The organism is Vibrio sp. Isolate22, assembly GCF_022398115.1.
Classification (GTDB): domain Bacteria; phylum Pseudomonadota; class Gammaproteobacteria; order Enterobacterales; family Vibrionaceae; genus Vibrio.
In genome coordinates this window covers 1-15,753 of the sequence record NZ_JAKEUW010000005.1, presented here as the reverse complement: position 1 = coordinate 15,753, position 15,753 = coordinate 1, and the positions used below count along the sequence as shown (strand labels likewise).

Sequence of the window (15,753 nt, the reverse complement as noted above, 5' to 3'; positions counted from 1 at the left end):
GATGCGTATTTTTGCTGACCGATTACCTGAACAACTTGCTAAGCAGCTGAGTAACGTTTACCTGATTTTTGGTAACGAACCACTGCTCTTGCAAGAAAGCCGAGAAGCGATTCAAAAAGCGGCTAAACAACAAGGTTTCGAAGAGCGTCACCGCTTTGCGATTGATAACAGTATGGACTGGTACCAAGTCTATGACTGTACTCAAGCACTAAGCCTATTTTCTAGCCGTCAAATCATTGAACTTGAGCTACCAGAATCAGGCGTGAATGCCGCAATAGCCAAAGAACTGTTGGCTATCTCTGAGCATATCCACAACGATATCTTGCTAATTCTTGTTGGCACCAAACTGACAAAAGCTCAAGAAAACGCTAAATGGTTTAAAGCACTCTCTAACCAAGGGCATTGGGTAAGCTGCCTGACGCCTGATGTCAGCAGGCTACCTCAGTTTGTTCAAGCACGCTGTCGTCAAGTCGGATTATCACCAGATCCTGAAGCTGTTCAAATGCTGGCACAGTGGCATGAGGGCAACCTATTTGCACTCACACAAAGCCTCGAAAAACTGGCGCTTCAGTATCCAGATGGAAAGCTAACCTTAGTACGCTTAGAAGAGTCTCTGAGCCGCCACAACCACTTTACTCCATTCCATTGGAGTGATGCCCTATTGGCAGGGAAAGGGAATCGAGCACAGAGGATTCTCAGACAACTCGAAGCTGAAGGTGTCGAACCGGTTATTCTGCTGCGAAGCGTGCAAAGAGAGCTTGCGTTACTACTGCAAATGCAGCAACAAATGAAACTCATGCCTATCGGTCAGGTTTTCGAAAAACATCGTATCTGGCAATCGAAAAAGCCGCTTTATAACGCCGCGCTAACAAGAGTTTCAATTTCTCAATTACACTCACTGTTTGCGTTGCTGACCCAAGCAGAATTGATAACAAAAGCGCAGTATGAGCAGTCGCCTTGGCCACTAATCCATCAGTTGAGTGTTGAGTTTTGTATCCCTTCAGCTTCAATACCATCTCACGCATAAAAGCGTGTTATGATCTTAGTAGAACCAAATTCAGATTTAAGGAACACCCAGTGTTACGTGAAGAACTAAAAGACTTTCTTGCAGACAAAGCTGACGACATGAAAGCAGAATCTATTGTGACCATCGATGTAGAAGGCAAATCAAGTGTGACGGATTACATGATCGTTTGTACTGGTACTTCTAAGCGCCACGTAGCTTCAATTGCTCAGCATGTTGCAGACGAAGTAAAGAAAGCCGGTCTTGAACCACTTGGTATGGACGGCCAGCAAGAAGGTGAATGGGTTGTACTAGATATGGGTACAAGTATGCTTCACGTTATGCAAGAAGAGCATCGTGAACTGTACCAACTAGAAAAACTTTGGGGCTAAAACTTGAAGATCCAGTTAATCGCGGTTGGCACGAAAATGCCGAAGTGGGTTGAAGAAGGGTTTAACGAATATAAACGCCGCTTCCCTCACGACATGCCGTTAGAGCTCGTTGAAATAACTGCAGGTAAGCGTGGTAAGAACGCTGATATCGCTCGTATTCTTCAAAAAGAAGGCGAAGCCATGTTGGCAGCAGTGCCAAAAGGCAACCGAATTGTCACTCTAGATATCCCAGGAAGAAAGTGGGACACACCACAACTTGCTGAGCAATTGGAAAGCTGGAAGTTGGATGGACGTGATGTTTCTATCCTGATTGGCGGTCCTGAAGGATTAGCACCTGCATGTAAAGCGGCCGCGGACCAAAGTTGGTCTCTGTCTGCGCTTACTCTCCCTCACCCATTAGTACGCGTTATCATGGCTGAAAGCTTGTATCGAGCTTGGAGCATCACTGCTAACCACCCTTATCATCGAGAATAAGCGTTAATGTTACGTAAACGTAGCCAAATCCGTGATTACAAAGCAGAAGCACGACTATTTACTAGCCGTGCTTTTGTTGCGTTTGCAGGCATCATAGTCATGATGTCCTTGTTGGTTGTTAACCTGTACAACATTCAGGTCAACCAATATCAAGACTATAAAACTCGCTCTAACGACAACCGTATTAAGGTAGTGCCAATCGCACCAAACCGCGGTTTGATTTACGATCGAAACGGTGTACTTCTTGCCGAGAACCGTCCGGTTTTCAACCTAGAAATCACACCAGAAAAAATTAAAGACATGGACGACACACTTGTCCGTCTACAAGAGTTAATTGAGATCCCACCAGAGCGTATTGAACGGTTTAACCGTGAGCGCCGTAATTCACGACGCTTTAAATCAGTACCTATTCTTAACCAGCTGACAGAAGAGCAAGTTGCTATATTCTCGGTAAATCAACACAAATTCCCAGGTGTTGAAGTTACAGGTACTTTAAAGCGCTTCTACCCGTATGGTGATGTGCTTACCCACGTTATTGGTTATGTCTCTCGTATCAACGACCGTGATATGCAACGCTTAGTACGGGAAGAAAAAGACGCCAATTACCAAGCGACTCGTGATATCGGTAAGCTCGGTATCGAACGCTATTACGAAGATTTGCTACACGGCACAGCCGGCTATCAAGAAGTTGAAGTCAACAGCCGCGGTCGAGTTATCCGCACGCTAAAATTTGTCCCTTCTGTTCCGGGTAAAGATATTGTACTGAACCTGGATATCAACCTTCAGCTTTATGTTCATAAGCTACTCGATGGACGCCGTGGCTCAGCAGTTGTATTGGATCCAAAAGATAACGGCGTATTGGCGATGGTTTCAAGCCCAAGCTATGACCCGAATGCGTTCGTACATGGCATTTCCTCTAAAGGTTACAACGCACTGCTTCAGGATAAGAACCGCCCTCTGGTAAACCGAACCACACTTGGCATCTATCCACCAGCATCAACAATCAAACCGTTTATGGCCGTTGCAGCTTTACAAGAAGGTGTCATAACTCCAAATACCACGCGTAACGATCCTGGCTATTGGAAGATCCCGAACTCTAAAACTCGACCATTTCGAGATTGGTTACGTTGGGGACACGGTAAAGTCGATATCGTAAAAGCCATCGAAGAGTCGGTGGACACTTTCTTCTACCAGATCGCGTATGACCTAGGTATAGACCGCATATCCAAATGGATGATGATGTTTGGATTTGGTGATTACACGGGCATCGACATTTACGAAGAAAGTAAAGCCAACATGCCAACCCGAGACTGGAAAATGGCCAGACACCGTGTGCCATGGTACCAAGGTGACACAATCCCTGTAGGTATCGGGCAAGGCTACTGGACAGCTACACCAATGCAGATTGCAAAAGCGACCTCTGTGCTGGTCAATAAGGGCGAGGTGACAGCACCTCACCTATTGCGGGCCACCATTGAAAACGGTCACCCATTCGACGAGCAAGTTATGTCGGACATTGAAACTTACCCGCCGCTAACAGGCGTTAAGAAGAAGTACTGGGATATCGCTCAAGAAGGTATGAAGCTGGCTAACCACGGCAAAAAAGGAACGGCAAGACGCTCATTCCAAAATATGTCTTACGTTACCGCAGGTAAGTCAGGTACAGCACAAGTCTTTGGTCTGAAAGAAGATGAAGAGTACAACGCCGATGAAATCGCTGAGCACCTACGTGACCACGCATTGTTTACTGGCTACGCACCTATCGAATCTCCAGAGGCCGTTGTTACCATTGTTCTAGAAAATGCCGGTGGTGGTTCTTCTAATGGTGCTCCAGTAGTAAGACGAATTCTAGACCACATTATCCTTGCAGAAGATTATCAAAGCGAGCCAATAAAATAATGAAACTTGATCCTTCAACAGGACGAAACAGAGCCTTATTTGAAAGGCTCCATATCGATCTGCCACTCTTACTCGGCATTCTAGTTTTAATGGGCTTTGCCTTATTAATCATGTACAGCGCGAGTGGACAGAGCTTAGCGATGATGGATCGCCAGGCGATGCGTATGGCACTCTCTTTGGGCGTAATGATCTTCTTAGCTCAGATATCACCACGTACCTACGAGACTTTAGCCCCAGTGCTATTCGCTGGCGGCGTTGTTTTGCTATTAGGCGTACTCTTTTTTGGCGAAGCCTCTAAAGGTGCGCAGCGCTGGCTCAATTTCGGCTTTGTTCGCTTCCAGCCCTCAGAGCTCTTAAAGCTAGCCGTGCCTTTAATGCTGGCGAGATTTATTGGTAAACGTTCACTACCACCGACATTCCAAACCTTGGCGATCTCGCTGGTTATGGTGTTTGTACCTACCATTCTAATTGCTAAGCAACCCGATTTAGGCACATCTATCCTTATCGCGGCATCGGGTATCTTCGTGATATTCCTAGCAGGTATTAGCTGGAAGATCATTGCCAGTGCAGCAGTTGCCTTGGGCGCATTTATCCCAATTCTGTGGTTCTTCTTAATGCGTGAATACCAAAAGGTGCGTGTAAGAACCCTTTTTGATCCTGAATCAGATCCATTAGGTGCGGGTTACCACATCATTCAAAGTAAGATTGCGATAGGTTCAGGCGGTATATCCGGAAAAGGCTGGCTACAAGGGACTCAGTCTCAACTAGAGTTCATTCCAGAGCGCCATACTGACTTCATCTTTGCGGTTATCGCTGAAGAATGGGGCATGATAGGTATCTTGTTCTTACTGGCTATCTACCTATTCATTATTGGACGTGGTTTGTACCTAGCAAGCCAAGCGCAAACGGCCTTTGGTCGAATGATGGGCGGCAGTATTGTACTGAGCTTCTTCGTTTATATTTTTGTAAATATTGGCATGGTAAGTGGCATTCTACCGGTTGTAGGTGTACCTCTTCCTTTGGTCAGCTATGGCGGTACCTCTATGGTTACCTTAATGGCTGGTTTTGGTATTTTAATGTCGATCCACACACACAGAAAAGCATTCTCAAAGGCGACCTAATCGATGTCTATTACAACGTTTTCAAAAAAAGCATCTTTGGTTGATGAGCTGCCAATCAAAAAAATAGTCTCAATTCTGGGCTTAGCGATTTTAATCAATGGCTGTTCCTCGCAGAAGCCAAGTGGCCGCTACGATATCGATTCAGATATCGCGCCTGATGCTCCTATCTCGGTCGAGCATTTAGAGGACGCACATCCTCAATATGAACCATACAGCCTAGGTGGTAACAGTGACTACACCCTACGTGGTGAAGACTACAAAATCGTAAAGGAAACCGAAGGCTTCACCGAGAAAGGCAAAGCGTCTTGGTACGGCAAAAAATTTCATGGTCATTTGACATCTAACGGCGAGATTTACGACATGTATTCGATGTCGGCGGCACACAAAACATTGCCGATTCCAAGTTATGTCAAAGTCACTAATACCGACAACAACAAAACAACGATTGTGCGTATTAATGATCGCGGCCCATTCCATGAAGGGCGAATCATTGACCTCAGTTATGCGGCGGCTTACAAGCTTGATGTCTTAAGGACAGGCACCGCAAATGTTGAGATTGAAGTAATCAAAGTTGCAATGCCAACTGACGCTAAAAAGAAGGCGGCTTTGCCACAATTTATTATTCAAGTCGCGACATCGCAACATGAAGACAGAACGGAGAAGTTAGCCAAAGATCTCAGCGAAAAGCTAGCAGTAGCAAGCTTCTTGCAGCCAAATGATGGTCAATACCGACTGATGCTTGGGCCATTTCATGACTATGCTCTGACTCAAGAGAAATTAGAACAGGTTAAGCTGATGGGTTACCCTTCTGCTTATATCAAGAAACACACGCTAACTCGCTAATTAATCTGACAGTAACCTCTGGTAATCAGCGCTCTGGTGTGACAGAGTGATTCTGGTAAGATATGAATAGTTCACCAAATAATTGCATTCAAAATGATTAAATCTAATAAACTTGTTAAAACGATTTTTGCTACTTCTGTTGCGCTTTCAGCAACAATAGCTACATCGTCATTCGCTGCTCCAATTGTTGTTCCTGATGCACCACAAATCGCCGCTAAAGGTTTTGTTCTGATGGATTACCATTCAGGCAAAGTACTAGCAGAGAAAGAGATGAATACTCAACTTTCTCCAGCAAGTTTAACCAAGATGATGACGAGCTACGTAATCGGTCAAGAACTTGAGCGTGGTAACATCAACCTAAACGACGATGTTGTAATCAGTGAAAATGCTTGGGCTAAAAACTTCCCAGACTCATCTAAAATGTTCGTTGAAGTTGGCACAACGGTTAAAGTTGAAGAACTGAACCGCGGTATCATCATTCAATCAGGTAACGATGCTTGTGTTGCAATGGCTGAGCACATTGCAGGTTCAGAAGACGCATTCGTGGACCTAATGAACGCATGGGCAAGCTCTATCGGCATGAAAGACACGCACTTTGCTAACGTGCACGGTCTAGACAACCCGAACCTATACTCAACGCCTTACGATATGGCACTGCTTGGTCAGGCGCTAATTCGTGACGTTCCTGATGAGTACCGTATCTACTCACAGAAAAAATTCACATACAACGGCATCACCCAATACAACCGTAATGGTCTGTTGTGGGACAAGAGCATGAACGTTGATGGCATTAAAACAGGCCACACAAGCAATGCAGGTTACAGCCTAGTAAGCTCAGCAACAGAAGGCAAAATGCGCCTAGTTGCGGTTGTGATGGGTACTAAGAATGCAAACGCTCGTAAAACAGAAAGCAAAAAGCTGCTTAGCTACGGCTTCCGCTTCTTCGAAACAGTAGCACCACACACTGCTGGTGAAACTTTCGTAGAAGAAAAAATCTGGATGGGTAGCAAAGATACGGTAGCGCTAGGTGTTGATGAAGATACTTTCGTCACTCTGCCTCGCGGCCAAGCTAAAGACCTTAAAGCAAGCTTTGTACTTGAGAAAGAGCTAGAAGCGCCAATCAGCAAAGGTGATGTTGTTGGTAAACTTTTCTACCAAGTTGATGGTGAAGACGTTGCGGAATACCCACTACTAGCACTTGAAGACGTAGAGCAAGGCAGCCTATTTAGCCGCCTATGGGATTACCTAGTACTACTATTCAAAGGCTTATTCTAAGTAAGTCCAAGATTTTGTTCTAAACAAAACCTTGGCTTGTAGGAAAGCTAACCTAATGAGTAAGTTCATTATTTACTCTTTAGCGAAACAAAAGCCGCCATGTGCGGCTTTTGTTGATCTTGAGTTCAGTGATATTTACACGTAATATTCCGCCTTATTACTCGAGTCTACTGACCGAACACGCTTTTTATCGACTTCCGCCAATTTGCGAGAGTCTAGCCTTTTGGAGCTAATCATGAACATCAATTCTGATGCAAAACTAAAAGACCTCTTAGAGTTCCCTTGTTCATTCACTTACAAAGTAATGGGCCACGCTAAGCCAGAACTGACTGAACTAGTGCTAGAAGTGATCCAGCGTCATGCTCCTGGTGACTACAGCCCAACACTAAAACCAAGTGCAAAGGGTAACTACCACTCTGTTTCTATCAACATCACTGCGACTTCAATTGAGCAGGTGGAAACGCTATACAAAGAACTAGGCGAGATCGAAATCGTTCGTATGGTTCTGTAATCCTCGATTACGCATGAAAAACAGCGGCTTATTGCCGCTGTTTTTGTTTATAGCACCCTAATGCGGTCAAATTCATTCAACTTAATTTTAAATAAATACAAAGAAAGTTGAAAAACCTTGCAGTCCATCTGTAGTTAGAATCATGTTTCACGTTTATAATGCGTTCACTTTATTAATCCTTGAGGGAGTGCCGCTTTGCAAAATAAGCTAATCGTAAAAAAATTAGGCCGTCAGGATTACGAACCTGTATGGAAAGCCATGCATAAGTTCACAGACGAACGCACAGAAGAAGACGTAGACCAAGTGTGGTTGGTTGAACACAACCCTGTCTTCACTCAAGGACAAGCAGGCAAAGCTGAGCATGTATTAAATGCTGGCGATATCCCTGTGATACAAAGCGATCGCGGTGGCCAAGTGACTTATCACGGCCCAGGTCAGTTAGTTGCGTACTTTCTGATTAACATCCGCCGCAAGAAGTTCGGAGTGCGCGATTTGGTTACTCATATCGAGAACCTCGTAATCAACACTCTGAAAGCTTACAATATAGATTCAGCTGCCCGACCTGACGCTCCTGGTGTTTATGTCGATGGCAAGAAAATCTGTTCACTCGGATTACGAATTCGACGTGGCTGCTCATTCCATGGGCTAGCACTAAACGTTGATATGGACCTGTCCCCATTCCTACGCATTAACCCATGTGGTTACCAAGGTATGGAAATGGCACAGGTAAGCCAACTAGGCGGACCAAGTGAATTAGAGAACGTTGAGCAACAGTTAATACAAGAGCTCGTAGAGCTGCTCGGCTATGACCAAGTAGACATTCAAGCCACCAGTAACATTACAGCAGAAGCATAAAATCATGAGCAAACCAATCCAAATGGAAAAAGGCGTTAAATATCGTGACGCTGACAAAATGGCATTAATTCCCGTAAAGAATATGCCTGCTGAACAGAAAGAAGTACTACGTAAGCCAGAATGGATGAAGATTAAACTTCCTTCAGACAGCCATCGTATCCAAGAAATCAAATCAGCAATGCGCAAAAACAACCTGCACTCAGTTTGTGAAGAAGCGTCTTGCCCTAACCTAGCCGAGTGTTTCAACCACGGTACGGCAACGTTTATGATTCTTGGCGCTATCTGTACTCGTCGCTGCCCGTTCTGTGATGTTGCCCATGGTCGTCCTGTTGCTCCTGAAGCAGAAGAGCCGAAAAAGCTGGCTAAGACAATTCAAGACATGAAACTGAAGTATGTTGTAATCACTTCAGTAGACCGTGATGACTTGCGTGACGGTGGTGCGAAGCACTTTGCAGACTGTAACCGTGAGATCCGCGAGCTAAACCCAAACATTCGCATCGAAACGCTGGTTCCAGACTTCCGTGGTCGTATGGACGTTGCACTAGAGCTACTGAAAGACAATCCGCCAGATGTTTTCAACCACAACCTAGAGACTGCGCCACGCCTATACCGTAAAGCGCGTCCAGGTGCGAACTACAAGTGGTCTCTTGATCTACTGAAGAAGTTCAAAGAGCAGCACCCAGATATCCCAACAAAATCTGGCGTTATGATGGGCCTTGGTGAAACCAAAGAAGAGATCATTCAAGTACTGAAAGACCTTCGTGAGCACGGCGTAACTATGCTGACTCTTGGTCAATACCTAGCGCCAAGCCGTCACCATTTACCTGTAGAACGCTACGTGCCACCTTCAGAGTTCGACGAGCTAAAAGAGATTGCTCTAGAGCTAGGCTTCACTCACGCAGCATGTGGTCCGTTTGTACGTTCCTCTTACCATGCAGACTTGCAAGCACAAGGTATGGAAATCAAGTAAGCGAGTACTTATCTCCTAAGTTTCAAAGGCGCATTCCCTCGGGGATGCGCCTTTTTCTTATCAACAAACCGTTACATTATCATTCAAATACAACAAAGCCGCTCTATGAGAGCGGCTTTGGTAAATTCAGGTCTAAACAATAGACAAGTGAACAATAACGGCGAATTAGCCGAAAGAAGCCCAGATTACCGTTGCAACTAAGATTGGGCACACGAACTTCACATACATCGGCCAAACCTTACCAAACCAGCCAAGTTGAAAGTCCGGGCAGCCTTGCTCAAGCTCTTTCACTTTTGAAGCTCGGCTCCACACCAATCCACCAAACAGACAGAACATCAATGCAGCAATTGGCTGCAAGTACTGTGTCGCAATCATCGCAACCATGCCAAACATCGCAGCAAAGTTGTAAACAATCACCACACTAAATAGTGCGATTGCACCGCCAATCACCCAGCTTGTTGGCGTACGTCTAGTATTAAAACGCTCGCTCACTAACGCTACCGGGCCTTCTAACATTGAGATAGAAGACGTTAGTGCTGCAATGGTTAGCAACAAGAAGAAAACAATTGCGAAGATCTGACCGAGCACACCCAAGCTATCAAACATCAAAGGCAGAACAGTGAACACTAGCGTGTCAGAACTTAACAGCGAGCCATCTTCTGCATAGATTTGAACGCCTTTTTGCATCGCAACAAACATTGCTGGCATTACTACCAAACCAGCAATAAAAGCCACTGCAGTATCTACCAGCGTCACGTTCATTGCCATTTTTGGCAGGTTTTCTTTCTTACTTAAGTAAGATCCATAAACCAACATTGAACAGCCACCAATCGTTAGCGAGAAGAAGCCTTGTCCCATCGCCGCTAGAATCAGTTTTCTATCCCACACCTTTTCAAAATCAGGCACTAGGTAATGCTTCAAGCCTTCCATTGCGCCAGCTTGAGTCATGATGTATACGAACAACAAGCCGAACAAAACAAACAGCGCTGGCATTAAGCGCGTCGACCACTTCTCGATACCTTGCTTAACACCGCCCTGTACAATGAGAATGGTCAGTACGTAGAACGCTACAGTACCAAATACATTACGCTCAACACTGAAGCCTTTGAACCAATCAGCAGCCGCCTCTAGACCAATAAGATCAGCGACAGCACCAATTAGGAAGCAGATCAACCAGCCACCAACAATGCTGTAAAAAGCCAATACGGCACTTGGGACACTTAACCCAATCCAACCAACAAATTCACCGACCTTCTTTCCTAGCGGGTTACTCGTTAGTGAGCGCATGCTATCAACTGGGTTGGCTTGGCCATGACGACCAATCGCCATTTCAACCACCAGCATAGGAAACGCAACCACGAAAATCATGATTAGGTAAACCAGTAGAAAGGCACCACCGCCATTGCTCGCTACCTGAGTTGGAAAACCCCAAATGTTACCCAAGCCAACAGCAGCACCAGCCGCAGCTAAAATAAAGCCTAAACGAGAACTAAACAGCTCTCTTGAAGAAGAAGATTGTTGGTCCATATTGCTCGCACAAAGAATCAGTGAACTAGTTGAGAAGTACGGTAATAAAAAGCAATGATAGACACAACCAATAAATGAACAATTCTCTAATTTTTACAATCAATGCGCTATTTAGAACCGCAAAATTAACAAAAATCCAGTTCGATAGTTTTCCATCACCATAAACACAAGGATTATCAGAACGCCCAAAACCAAGTCAGATATTGTTCGTTGGGCAAGCAACACAAACAAAAAGAGCACCCATCGGTGCTCTTGCTATTCATCACTAGACTCGAATTAAATCGTGAATACTTGATAATCTTTTAGGTTCGGAATGATTTCATGCAGCTCTTGCTCTTGTTCCGCCATCTCATCAAGAGAGTCACAGAGCTCTGCGCTTTCTTCTTCCATCAGCTTGGCGTGCTGCTTCATTCGCTCTTCAACTTTCAGCTTGAGTTCAGCCATGCTGTCCGTCAATTCTGTCAGGTTAAGTCCGCCTTCTTGTTTCATCTTTTCTGACATGGCATTAAAAGCACTAGAGATAAACTCTTGGTTAAAAATCTCTTTAGCTTTTTCGAAGTCTTCAGACCAACCATTGGTCATCGACTCAAAGCTGTCTGCAGGCAAAACCAATTCACCGTCTTTGTAGTAGCGGGCTTCTAGGTCTGCGAAAAACGTTTTCATCGACTCTTTTACGTTATCAAACGATTCTGGAGAGTCTAAACTAACAGCAATATCATCAATCACATCATTGGCTAATGCGAGACTTTCGCTTGCCATCTGCTTAGCTCGCGGTATGTACTCACTCATACTCTCGCGATATTTTTCAATCGCCGCTTGTTGGTCAGCATCAAGCTCAACTTTCTCGCCATGAATATAGAGATCGTTGTTGTTATCGAACACGGCGGTATCACCATTTACCTGATGAATTTCGACTTTTTGGTCATCGATTCGCAATTCATTCTTCAAATCAACTCGACATTGAGCTGCAAATGTTGGCAGGCTCACAACAGAGATCGCCGCTGTTAACGATGCAATTAACACACTGTTTTTCATAAATACATTGCTTTTCATAACATCCTCTCATCAATCTGCCAGATTACTATACCCTGAGTTTATGCTTCTTTGTCAGGGCTAGGTTTTATATCAATTCACTCGGAGCTCAATCAATAGAAACCACTTCGTAACAAAACGGTTTATCAGCGACGCTAAACTCAACCTCGTCGCCGACTTCTTTCCCCATAAGAGCCCGACCAAACGGTGCATTCGCAGTCACAATAGATACTTCATTACCGTTCCAGGTAACAGAAAGCCCACCGACTCTTGGCCCCATGAAAAAATGCTTATATTGGTCATGCTCGTCAATCACCACAACGTAGCTACTCACTGTCACTTTCTCACTATCCCGTAAAACTAGGTTTCGGTAACACTGAATATCCTCTTCGCACTCTAGCACTCTCACCGCTTGCCCGTGAGCAAGGTACGAGGCTTCTAACGCCAACGTATCGTACTTGTGTTCAGGTACCGTCTCTTCATCAGTAGCTGCGTCAATGGCACGCTGTGTAGCGGACTGCGCGATACGTAATCGGGCTTCAAGTTGCTCTAAGATTATTTGGCGGAGCTCAGATTTATTCATACTATTGGGGTGCTTTTCTATAGGAGCTACAGGATAGAATTAGGTACTATGACAGGTTAATGTAGGAAAAGCATCTTACACATATAAATAAATCTGGAAAATATATCACTACCGACCATACTGGGTGTATGAACAGTGTTTTCCATGAGGATTTTATGGCGTTTCTAATCAGTTCCGACAATGTTTTTAAAGAATCTCAGCTATCTATAAGTGATGGACAATGCTTTGTTACACCTTCTGCTGATAATATCAGCTCCCTACCGACTCTCTATTCAGAAAACGGTGAATTTAATCACCAAGCAAACAGCTACTTCTTCTATCAAAAAGCGGTCAAGCAAACGATAGATTTACAGCCATATGCTCAAGCTTTAAAAAGTTACTACCAATTTCTTGAGGACAGCAGTCTTCAATGGGATGTATTCCCACCCATCAAGCGTTTAAAACCGACTTACCTATTTCGTTCTTACTTATTGAAATTAATAAAAAGGGAGGACCTGGCTCACTCTACAGCCAGTGTACGCATGAATCAGGTGGTAAATTACTACAAATGGTTGATGCACGATGGTTATCTAAAGATTAAGAATGAGAAAGAAGCACCATTTAATATCGAGTTTGTTTCTGTTAATCGAACCGATATGCTAGCTCATACCACTCCAAGCTTCATGGTAGAAACGAGCGATTTACGCATCAAAGTACCAAGAGACAACGATAGTAAAAACATACGCCCTTTAACACCATTAAGCCAAGAAGACTTATCCACGTTAACCAGCTACTTACCTATGGCATCCGAAGAGCTTAGACTACAAATTCTGATTTCTATTGATACAGGGTTACGAATTCAAGAAGTCGCGACACTAACGCTTGATGCACTTGATATTGCTCGACCTCTTGCCGAGTCTGAGCACCGATATGAAATAACCACCTCTCCCCATCGTAACGGGGTTCACACTAAATACGGCAAAGAGAGAACCATTGAAATATCTAAAGTATTACTTATTGAGCTAGGGGCTTACCGCACCTCCAATCGTCGTTTGAAGCGAGCAAACAAGCTCAATACAAAGCTAGATAATTTCGAAGAGTCCACAAAAGGGTTAAGCCATGAAATGGTCGGAAAACTAGAGTTTTGCCTAAATCATGAACCCTTATTTATTAGTGAACAGGGCAACCCTGTTTCAGCAAAATCCATAGAGGCAAGATGGGGAGAATTAAGGACAAAAATCAAGCAAGCGCACCCTGCCTTTGAGCACCGTTATCATGACTTTCGCTCAACATACTGCACTTATCGCCTCAATGACCTTCTTGAAGCTGGCTTGCCTGTTGTGGAATGTATGGAACTACTAATGAGTTGGATGGGACATAAAAATGAATCTACCACTTGGAAGTACCTGCGTTACCTAAAACGTAAGGAAGCATTCAAAGTAAAATTTGGCATTCTAGATAACATTATGCATGAAGTGTTGGTGGCAGATAATGAGTAACATCACGTACCTTCATAACTGGAATCCCGACTTGTGTATTCACTTGAAGGTAGAGGGGAACAAACTAGCTGATTTTAATCGATTTTTGGTTAAAAACGCTCCATCCACTGAAGCTTTACAGCAAGGTGAACAGTTTGAAAGTGCCGATAGAAAAGGCTGTATTCATCAAATAAAAGCTCGATTTGACGAAGCTATCGAGGAAGGTGGTAGTCACGAAAAACTACACTCCTATTTCTTCAAATTATTGCAATACCTTCGATGGTGTGACAAGAGCGATGTTAAATCCTTTACTCAGTCCTCAATTGAGGAATATATGACGCATCAAAATGAGCGTGTGATGTTAGGGCAAATCAAAAACTCAACCTATAGAAAAACTCATACGTTATTATTGAATCTTTTTACTCAATACCTAGATTTGCCTCGATCGTACTTTGACAATATTGTTGTGCGATATTGTAGTGATGTCGAGCCTTTTGAAGCCTATACACGAAGCGATTTAAAACAAATACTGCCTTTTTTACGAGCACTATTTAAACAAACGCATCAACAATTTGTAAGCGTCCCTGATAAGCATATTCAGGCTCACCAAAGCATACCAACCATGACCTTTATCTGGAAAGGAAGTGAATATCAATTATGTAGTGGCATAACAAAAATGATGGCAGCTGGTACATTTCTAATGGCGTATTACACCTATGCCAATACAGGTGACTTGTTTAAGTTAAAGCAGCCTACAAATGCATCACTTAAGGTGGGTGAAGTGTGGTATACAATGCCAGCATTTAAGCGCCGAGCTTTTAAAACCATTAGTGTTGAAGTGGGTGAGCACGAACTAGAAATACCAAAGTATTCGATGGATTTTTTCGATAAGTTACTTGAGGCTTCACGATTAATTTCTACTGGTGAAAATGCCCTACTACTGCAAAACATTGCCTCGAAAAAAGTTCAACCTATCAAAAGGGCAACCCTACAAAGCTTCCTTCAATCTTGGATGGAAAAGTACTTTACTTTCACCGATCAAACAGGACGACGATTGCGCCCTGTCATTAGTCGATTCCGTGAAACGGGCGCTCAATTAACCGCATACCATCAAGGTGAAATAACTAACGACATTATGCTTGGAAATACACCTAATGTTCGGAAAAAACATTACAGTCAGGGTAATAAGCAAAGCAATAATGGGATGCTGCAAGACTCTCTGGCCATTCGTGAAGAACAAATAAAGAATGGTGTGTCGCCAGAAGATGCACAAAAGAACCTTGGTATTGATGTTCTTGTGATTGAAAAAGAGAATGCGATTTATATACCGAACCTTAGTCGTACATCAAATGGCAGTAGTTGCGACGCCCCTTTCGGAAGTAAGTCTGACAAATACACCAAGAAAGCGTATAAGCAAGGGTTAGCAAAAGAGGGGGAACGACTCGCTTGTGCCGACTTATTAGCCTGCTTTGGCTGCACTCATCAAGTTATTGTCCAATCCACTGCCGACATTTGGTGCTTGCTATCGTTTAGAGAGTGTATTGAAGAGTCGCTTTTCTTGCACTGATCTGCTCCAGCCAGACTGGACACTTCATTAAGCGACATTTTGTTGTTCAAAGTTAACTGGGCTTAGATACCCAAGAGCACTGTGCCTTCTCGTTCGATTATAATCAACCTCTATGTACTCGAAGATCGTTTGGCGCATCTGCTCTCTCGTCATAATCGGCTCATATTGGATCGCTTCCACTTTCATAGAATGGAAGAAACTCTCAACACAAGCATTGTCCCAGCAGTTTCCTTTCCTACTCATA

Annotated in this window: 16 protein-coding genes; 12 read left to right on the top strand and 4 right to left on the bottom strand. The window is 43.9% G+C overall.

Translation table 11 applies throughout. From position 1 onward, the window contains the following. Position 1 precedes the first annotated feature (1 nt). The 10 genes from holA to lipA all read left to right on the top strand — a co-directional run bounded on the left by holA (position 2) and on the right by lipA (position 9,343). Complete coding sequence (gene holA, locus L1D55_RS04795) at positions 2-1,027, top strand: DNA polymerase III subunit delta (protein WP_239916681.1); 1,026 nt, start codon at positions 2-4, stop codon at positions 1,025-1,027. Between the two features lie 50 nt (positions 1,028-1,077). Further along, positions 1,078-1,395, top strand: a complete 318-nt coding sequence (gene rsfS, locus L1D55_RS04790) for a ribosome silencing factor (RefSeq protein ID WP_008224165.1) — start codon at positions 1,078-1,080, stop codon at positions 1,393-1,395. Positions 1,396-1,398: 3 nt separating this feature from the next. After that, the gene (gene rlmH / locus L1D55_RS04785; RefSeq protein WP_004737638.1) at positions 1,399-1,869 is read left to right on the top strand and encodes a 23S rRNA (pseudouridine(1915)-N(3))-methyltransferase RlmH; all 471 of its coding nucleotides are present in this window, start codon (positions 1,399-1,401) and stop codon (positions 1,867-1,869) included. A gap of 6 nt (positions 1,870-1,875) precedes the next feature. Continuing rightward, positions 1,876-3,768 carry a penicillin-binding protein 2 gene (mrdA, locus tag L1D55_RS04780; RefSeq protein WP_239916680.1) on the top strand — a complete coding sequence of 631 codons (1,893 nt, stop codon included), beginning with the start codon at positions 1,876-1,878 and terminating at the stop codon, positions 3,766-3,768. Continuing rightward, entirely contained in the window at positions 3,768-4,889 is a 1,122-nt protein-coding gene (rodA, locus tag L1D55_RS04775) for a rod shape-determining protein RodA (protein ID WP_061033222.1), read from the top strand. The genes mrdA and rodA overlap by 1 nt, the downstream gene beginning before the upstream one ends. Before the next feature lie 3 nt (positions 4,890-4,892). Continuing rightward, positions 4,893-5,732 (top strand): septal ring lytic transglycosylase RlpA family protein, encoded by an 840-nt coding sequence (locus tag L1D55_RS04770; protein WP_102425037.1) that lies wholly within the window; start codon positions 4,893-4,895, stop codon positions 5,730-5,732. Positions 5,733-5,825: 93 nt separating this feature from the next. Continuing rightward, the gene (locus tag L1D55_RS04765; protein WP_081090352.1) at positions 5,826-7,007 is read left to right on the top strand and encodes a serine hydrolase; all 1,182 of its coding nucleotides are present in this window, start codon (positions 5,826-5,828) and stop codon (positions 7,005-7,007) included. A 232-nt stretch (positions 7,008-7,239) separates the two neighbouring features. After that, complete coding sequence (ybeD, locus tag L1D55_RS04760) at positions 7,240-7,518, top strand: DUF493 family protein YbeD (protein ID WP_026084358.1); 279 nt, start codon at positions 7,240-7,242, stop codon at positions 7,516-7,518. 195 nt (positions 7,519-7,713) lie between these two features. Next, positions 7,714-8,373 carry a lipoyl(octanoyl) transferase LipB gene (gene lipB / locus L1D55_RS04755; protein ID WP_004737632.1) on the top strand — a complete coding sequence of 220 codons (660 nt, stop codon included), beginning with the start codon at positions 7,714-7,716 and terminating at the stop codon, positions 8,371-8,373. Positions 8,374-8,377: 4 nt separating this feature from the next. After that, entirely contained in the window at positions 8,378-9,343 is a 966-nt protein-coding gene (lipA, locus tag L1D55_RS04750; protein WP_004737631.1) for a lipoyl synthase, read from the top strand. Between the two features lie 165 nt (positions 9,344-9,508). On the opposite strand, the gene L1D55_RS04745 is transcribed toward lipA, so the two are convergent. From L1D55_RS04745 to L1D55_RS04735, 3 genes are all read right to left on the bottom strand, one after another. Continuing rightward, positions 9,509-10,870 carry a sodium-dependent transporter gene (locus tag L1D55_RS04745; RefSeq protein WP_239916679.1) on the bottom strand — a complete coding sequence of 454 codons (1,362 nt, stop codon included), beginning with the start codon at positions 10,868-10,870 and terminating at the stop codon, positions 9,509-9,511. A gap of 276 nt (positions 10,871-11,146) precedes the next feature. Further along, the gene (locus L1D55_RS04740) at positions 11,147-11,923 is read right to left on the bottom strand and encodes a YggN family protein (RefSeq protein WP_239916678.1); all 777 of its coding nucleotides are present in this window, start codon (positions 11,921-11,923) and stop codon (positions 11,147-11,149) included. 88 nt (positions 11,924-12,011) lie between these two features. Further along, positions 12,012-12,485, bottom strand: a complete 474-nt coding sequence (locus tag L1D55_RS04735) for a GreA/GreB family elongation factor (RefSeq protein ID WP_239916677.1) — start codon at positions 12,483-12,485, stop codon at positions 12,012-12,014. 155 nt (positions 12,486-12,640) lie between these two features. Between L1D55_RS04735 and L1D55_RS04730 the strand changes: the two genes are divergently transcribed. Then, complete coding sequence (locus L1D55_RS04730) at positions 12,641-13,963, top strand: site-specific integrase (protein WP_239916676.1); 1,323 nt, start codon at positions 12,641-12,643, stop codon at positions 13,961-13,963. Beyond that, positions 13,956-15,509: a hypothetical protein gene (locus L1D55_RS04725; RefSeq protein ID WP_239916675.1), complete on the top strand. Its 1,554-nt coding sequence runs from the start codon at positions 13,956-13,958 to the stop codon at positions 15,507-15,509. Before L1D55_RS04730 ends, L1D55_RS04725 begins: the two co-directional genes overlap by 8 nt. Positions 15,510-15,536: 27 nt before the next feature. Here the strand turns inward: L1D55_RS04725 and L1D55_RS04720 are convergent. Continuing rightward, positions 15,537-15,753 (bottom strand): IS3 family transposase (locus L1D55_RS04720; RefSeq protein WP_239915817.1); only part of this gene is annotated, 217 nt, incomplete at its 5' end.

What these genes read in the sequence shown, in the direction of transcription:
- holA (WP_239916681.1), top strand. Translation starts at nt 2, where the DNA reads ATGCGTATTTTTGCTGACCGATTACCTGAACAACTTGCTAAGCAGCTG.
- mrdA (WP_239916680.1), top strand. Translation starts at nt 1,876, where the DNA reads ATGTTACGTAAACGTAGCCAAATCCGTGATTACAAAGCAGAAGCACGA.
- rodA (WP_061033222.1), top strand. Translation starts at nt 3,768, where the DNA reads ATGAAACTTGATCCTTCAACAGGACGAAACAGAGCCTTATTTGAAAGG.
- L1D55_RS04770 (WP_102425037.1), top strand. Translation starts at nt 4,893, where the DNA reads ATGTCTATTACAACGTTTTCAAAAAAAGCATCTTTGGTTGATGAGCTG.
- L1D55_RS04765 (WP_081090352.1), top strand. Translation starts at nt 5,826, where the DNA reads ATGATTAAATCTAATAAACTTGTTAAAACGATTTTTGCTACTTCTGTT.
- lipA (WP_004737631.1), top strand. Translation starts at nt 8,378, where the DNA reads ATGAGCAAACCAATCCAAATGGAAAAAGGCGTTAAATATCGTGACGCT.
- L1D55_RS04745 (WP_239916679.1), bottom strand. Translation starts at nt 10,870, where the DNA reads ATGGACCAACAATCTTCTTCTTCAAGAGAGCTGTTTAGTTCTCGTTTA.
- L1D55_RS04740 (WP_239916678.1), bottom strand. Translation starts at nt 11,923, where the DNA reads ATGAAAAGCAATGTATTTATGAAAAACAGTGTGTTAATTGCATCGTTA.
- L1D55_RS04735 (WP_239916677.1), bottom strand. Translation starts at nt 12,485, where the DNA reads ATGAATAAATCTGAGCTCCGCCAAATAATCTTAGAGCAACTTGAAGCC.
- L1D55_RS04730 (WP_239916676.1), top strand. Translation starts at nt 12,641, where the DNA reads ATGGCGTTTCTAATCAGTTCCGACAATGTTTTTAAAGAATCTCAGCTA.
- L1D55_RS04725 (WP_239916675.1), top strand. Translation starts at nt 13,956, where the DNA reads ATGAGTAACATCACGTACCTTCATAACTGGAATCCCGACTTGTGTATT.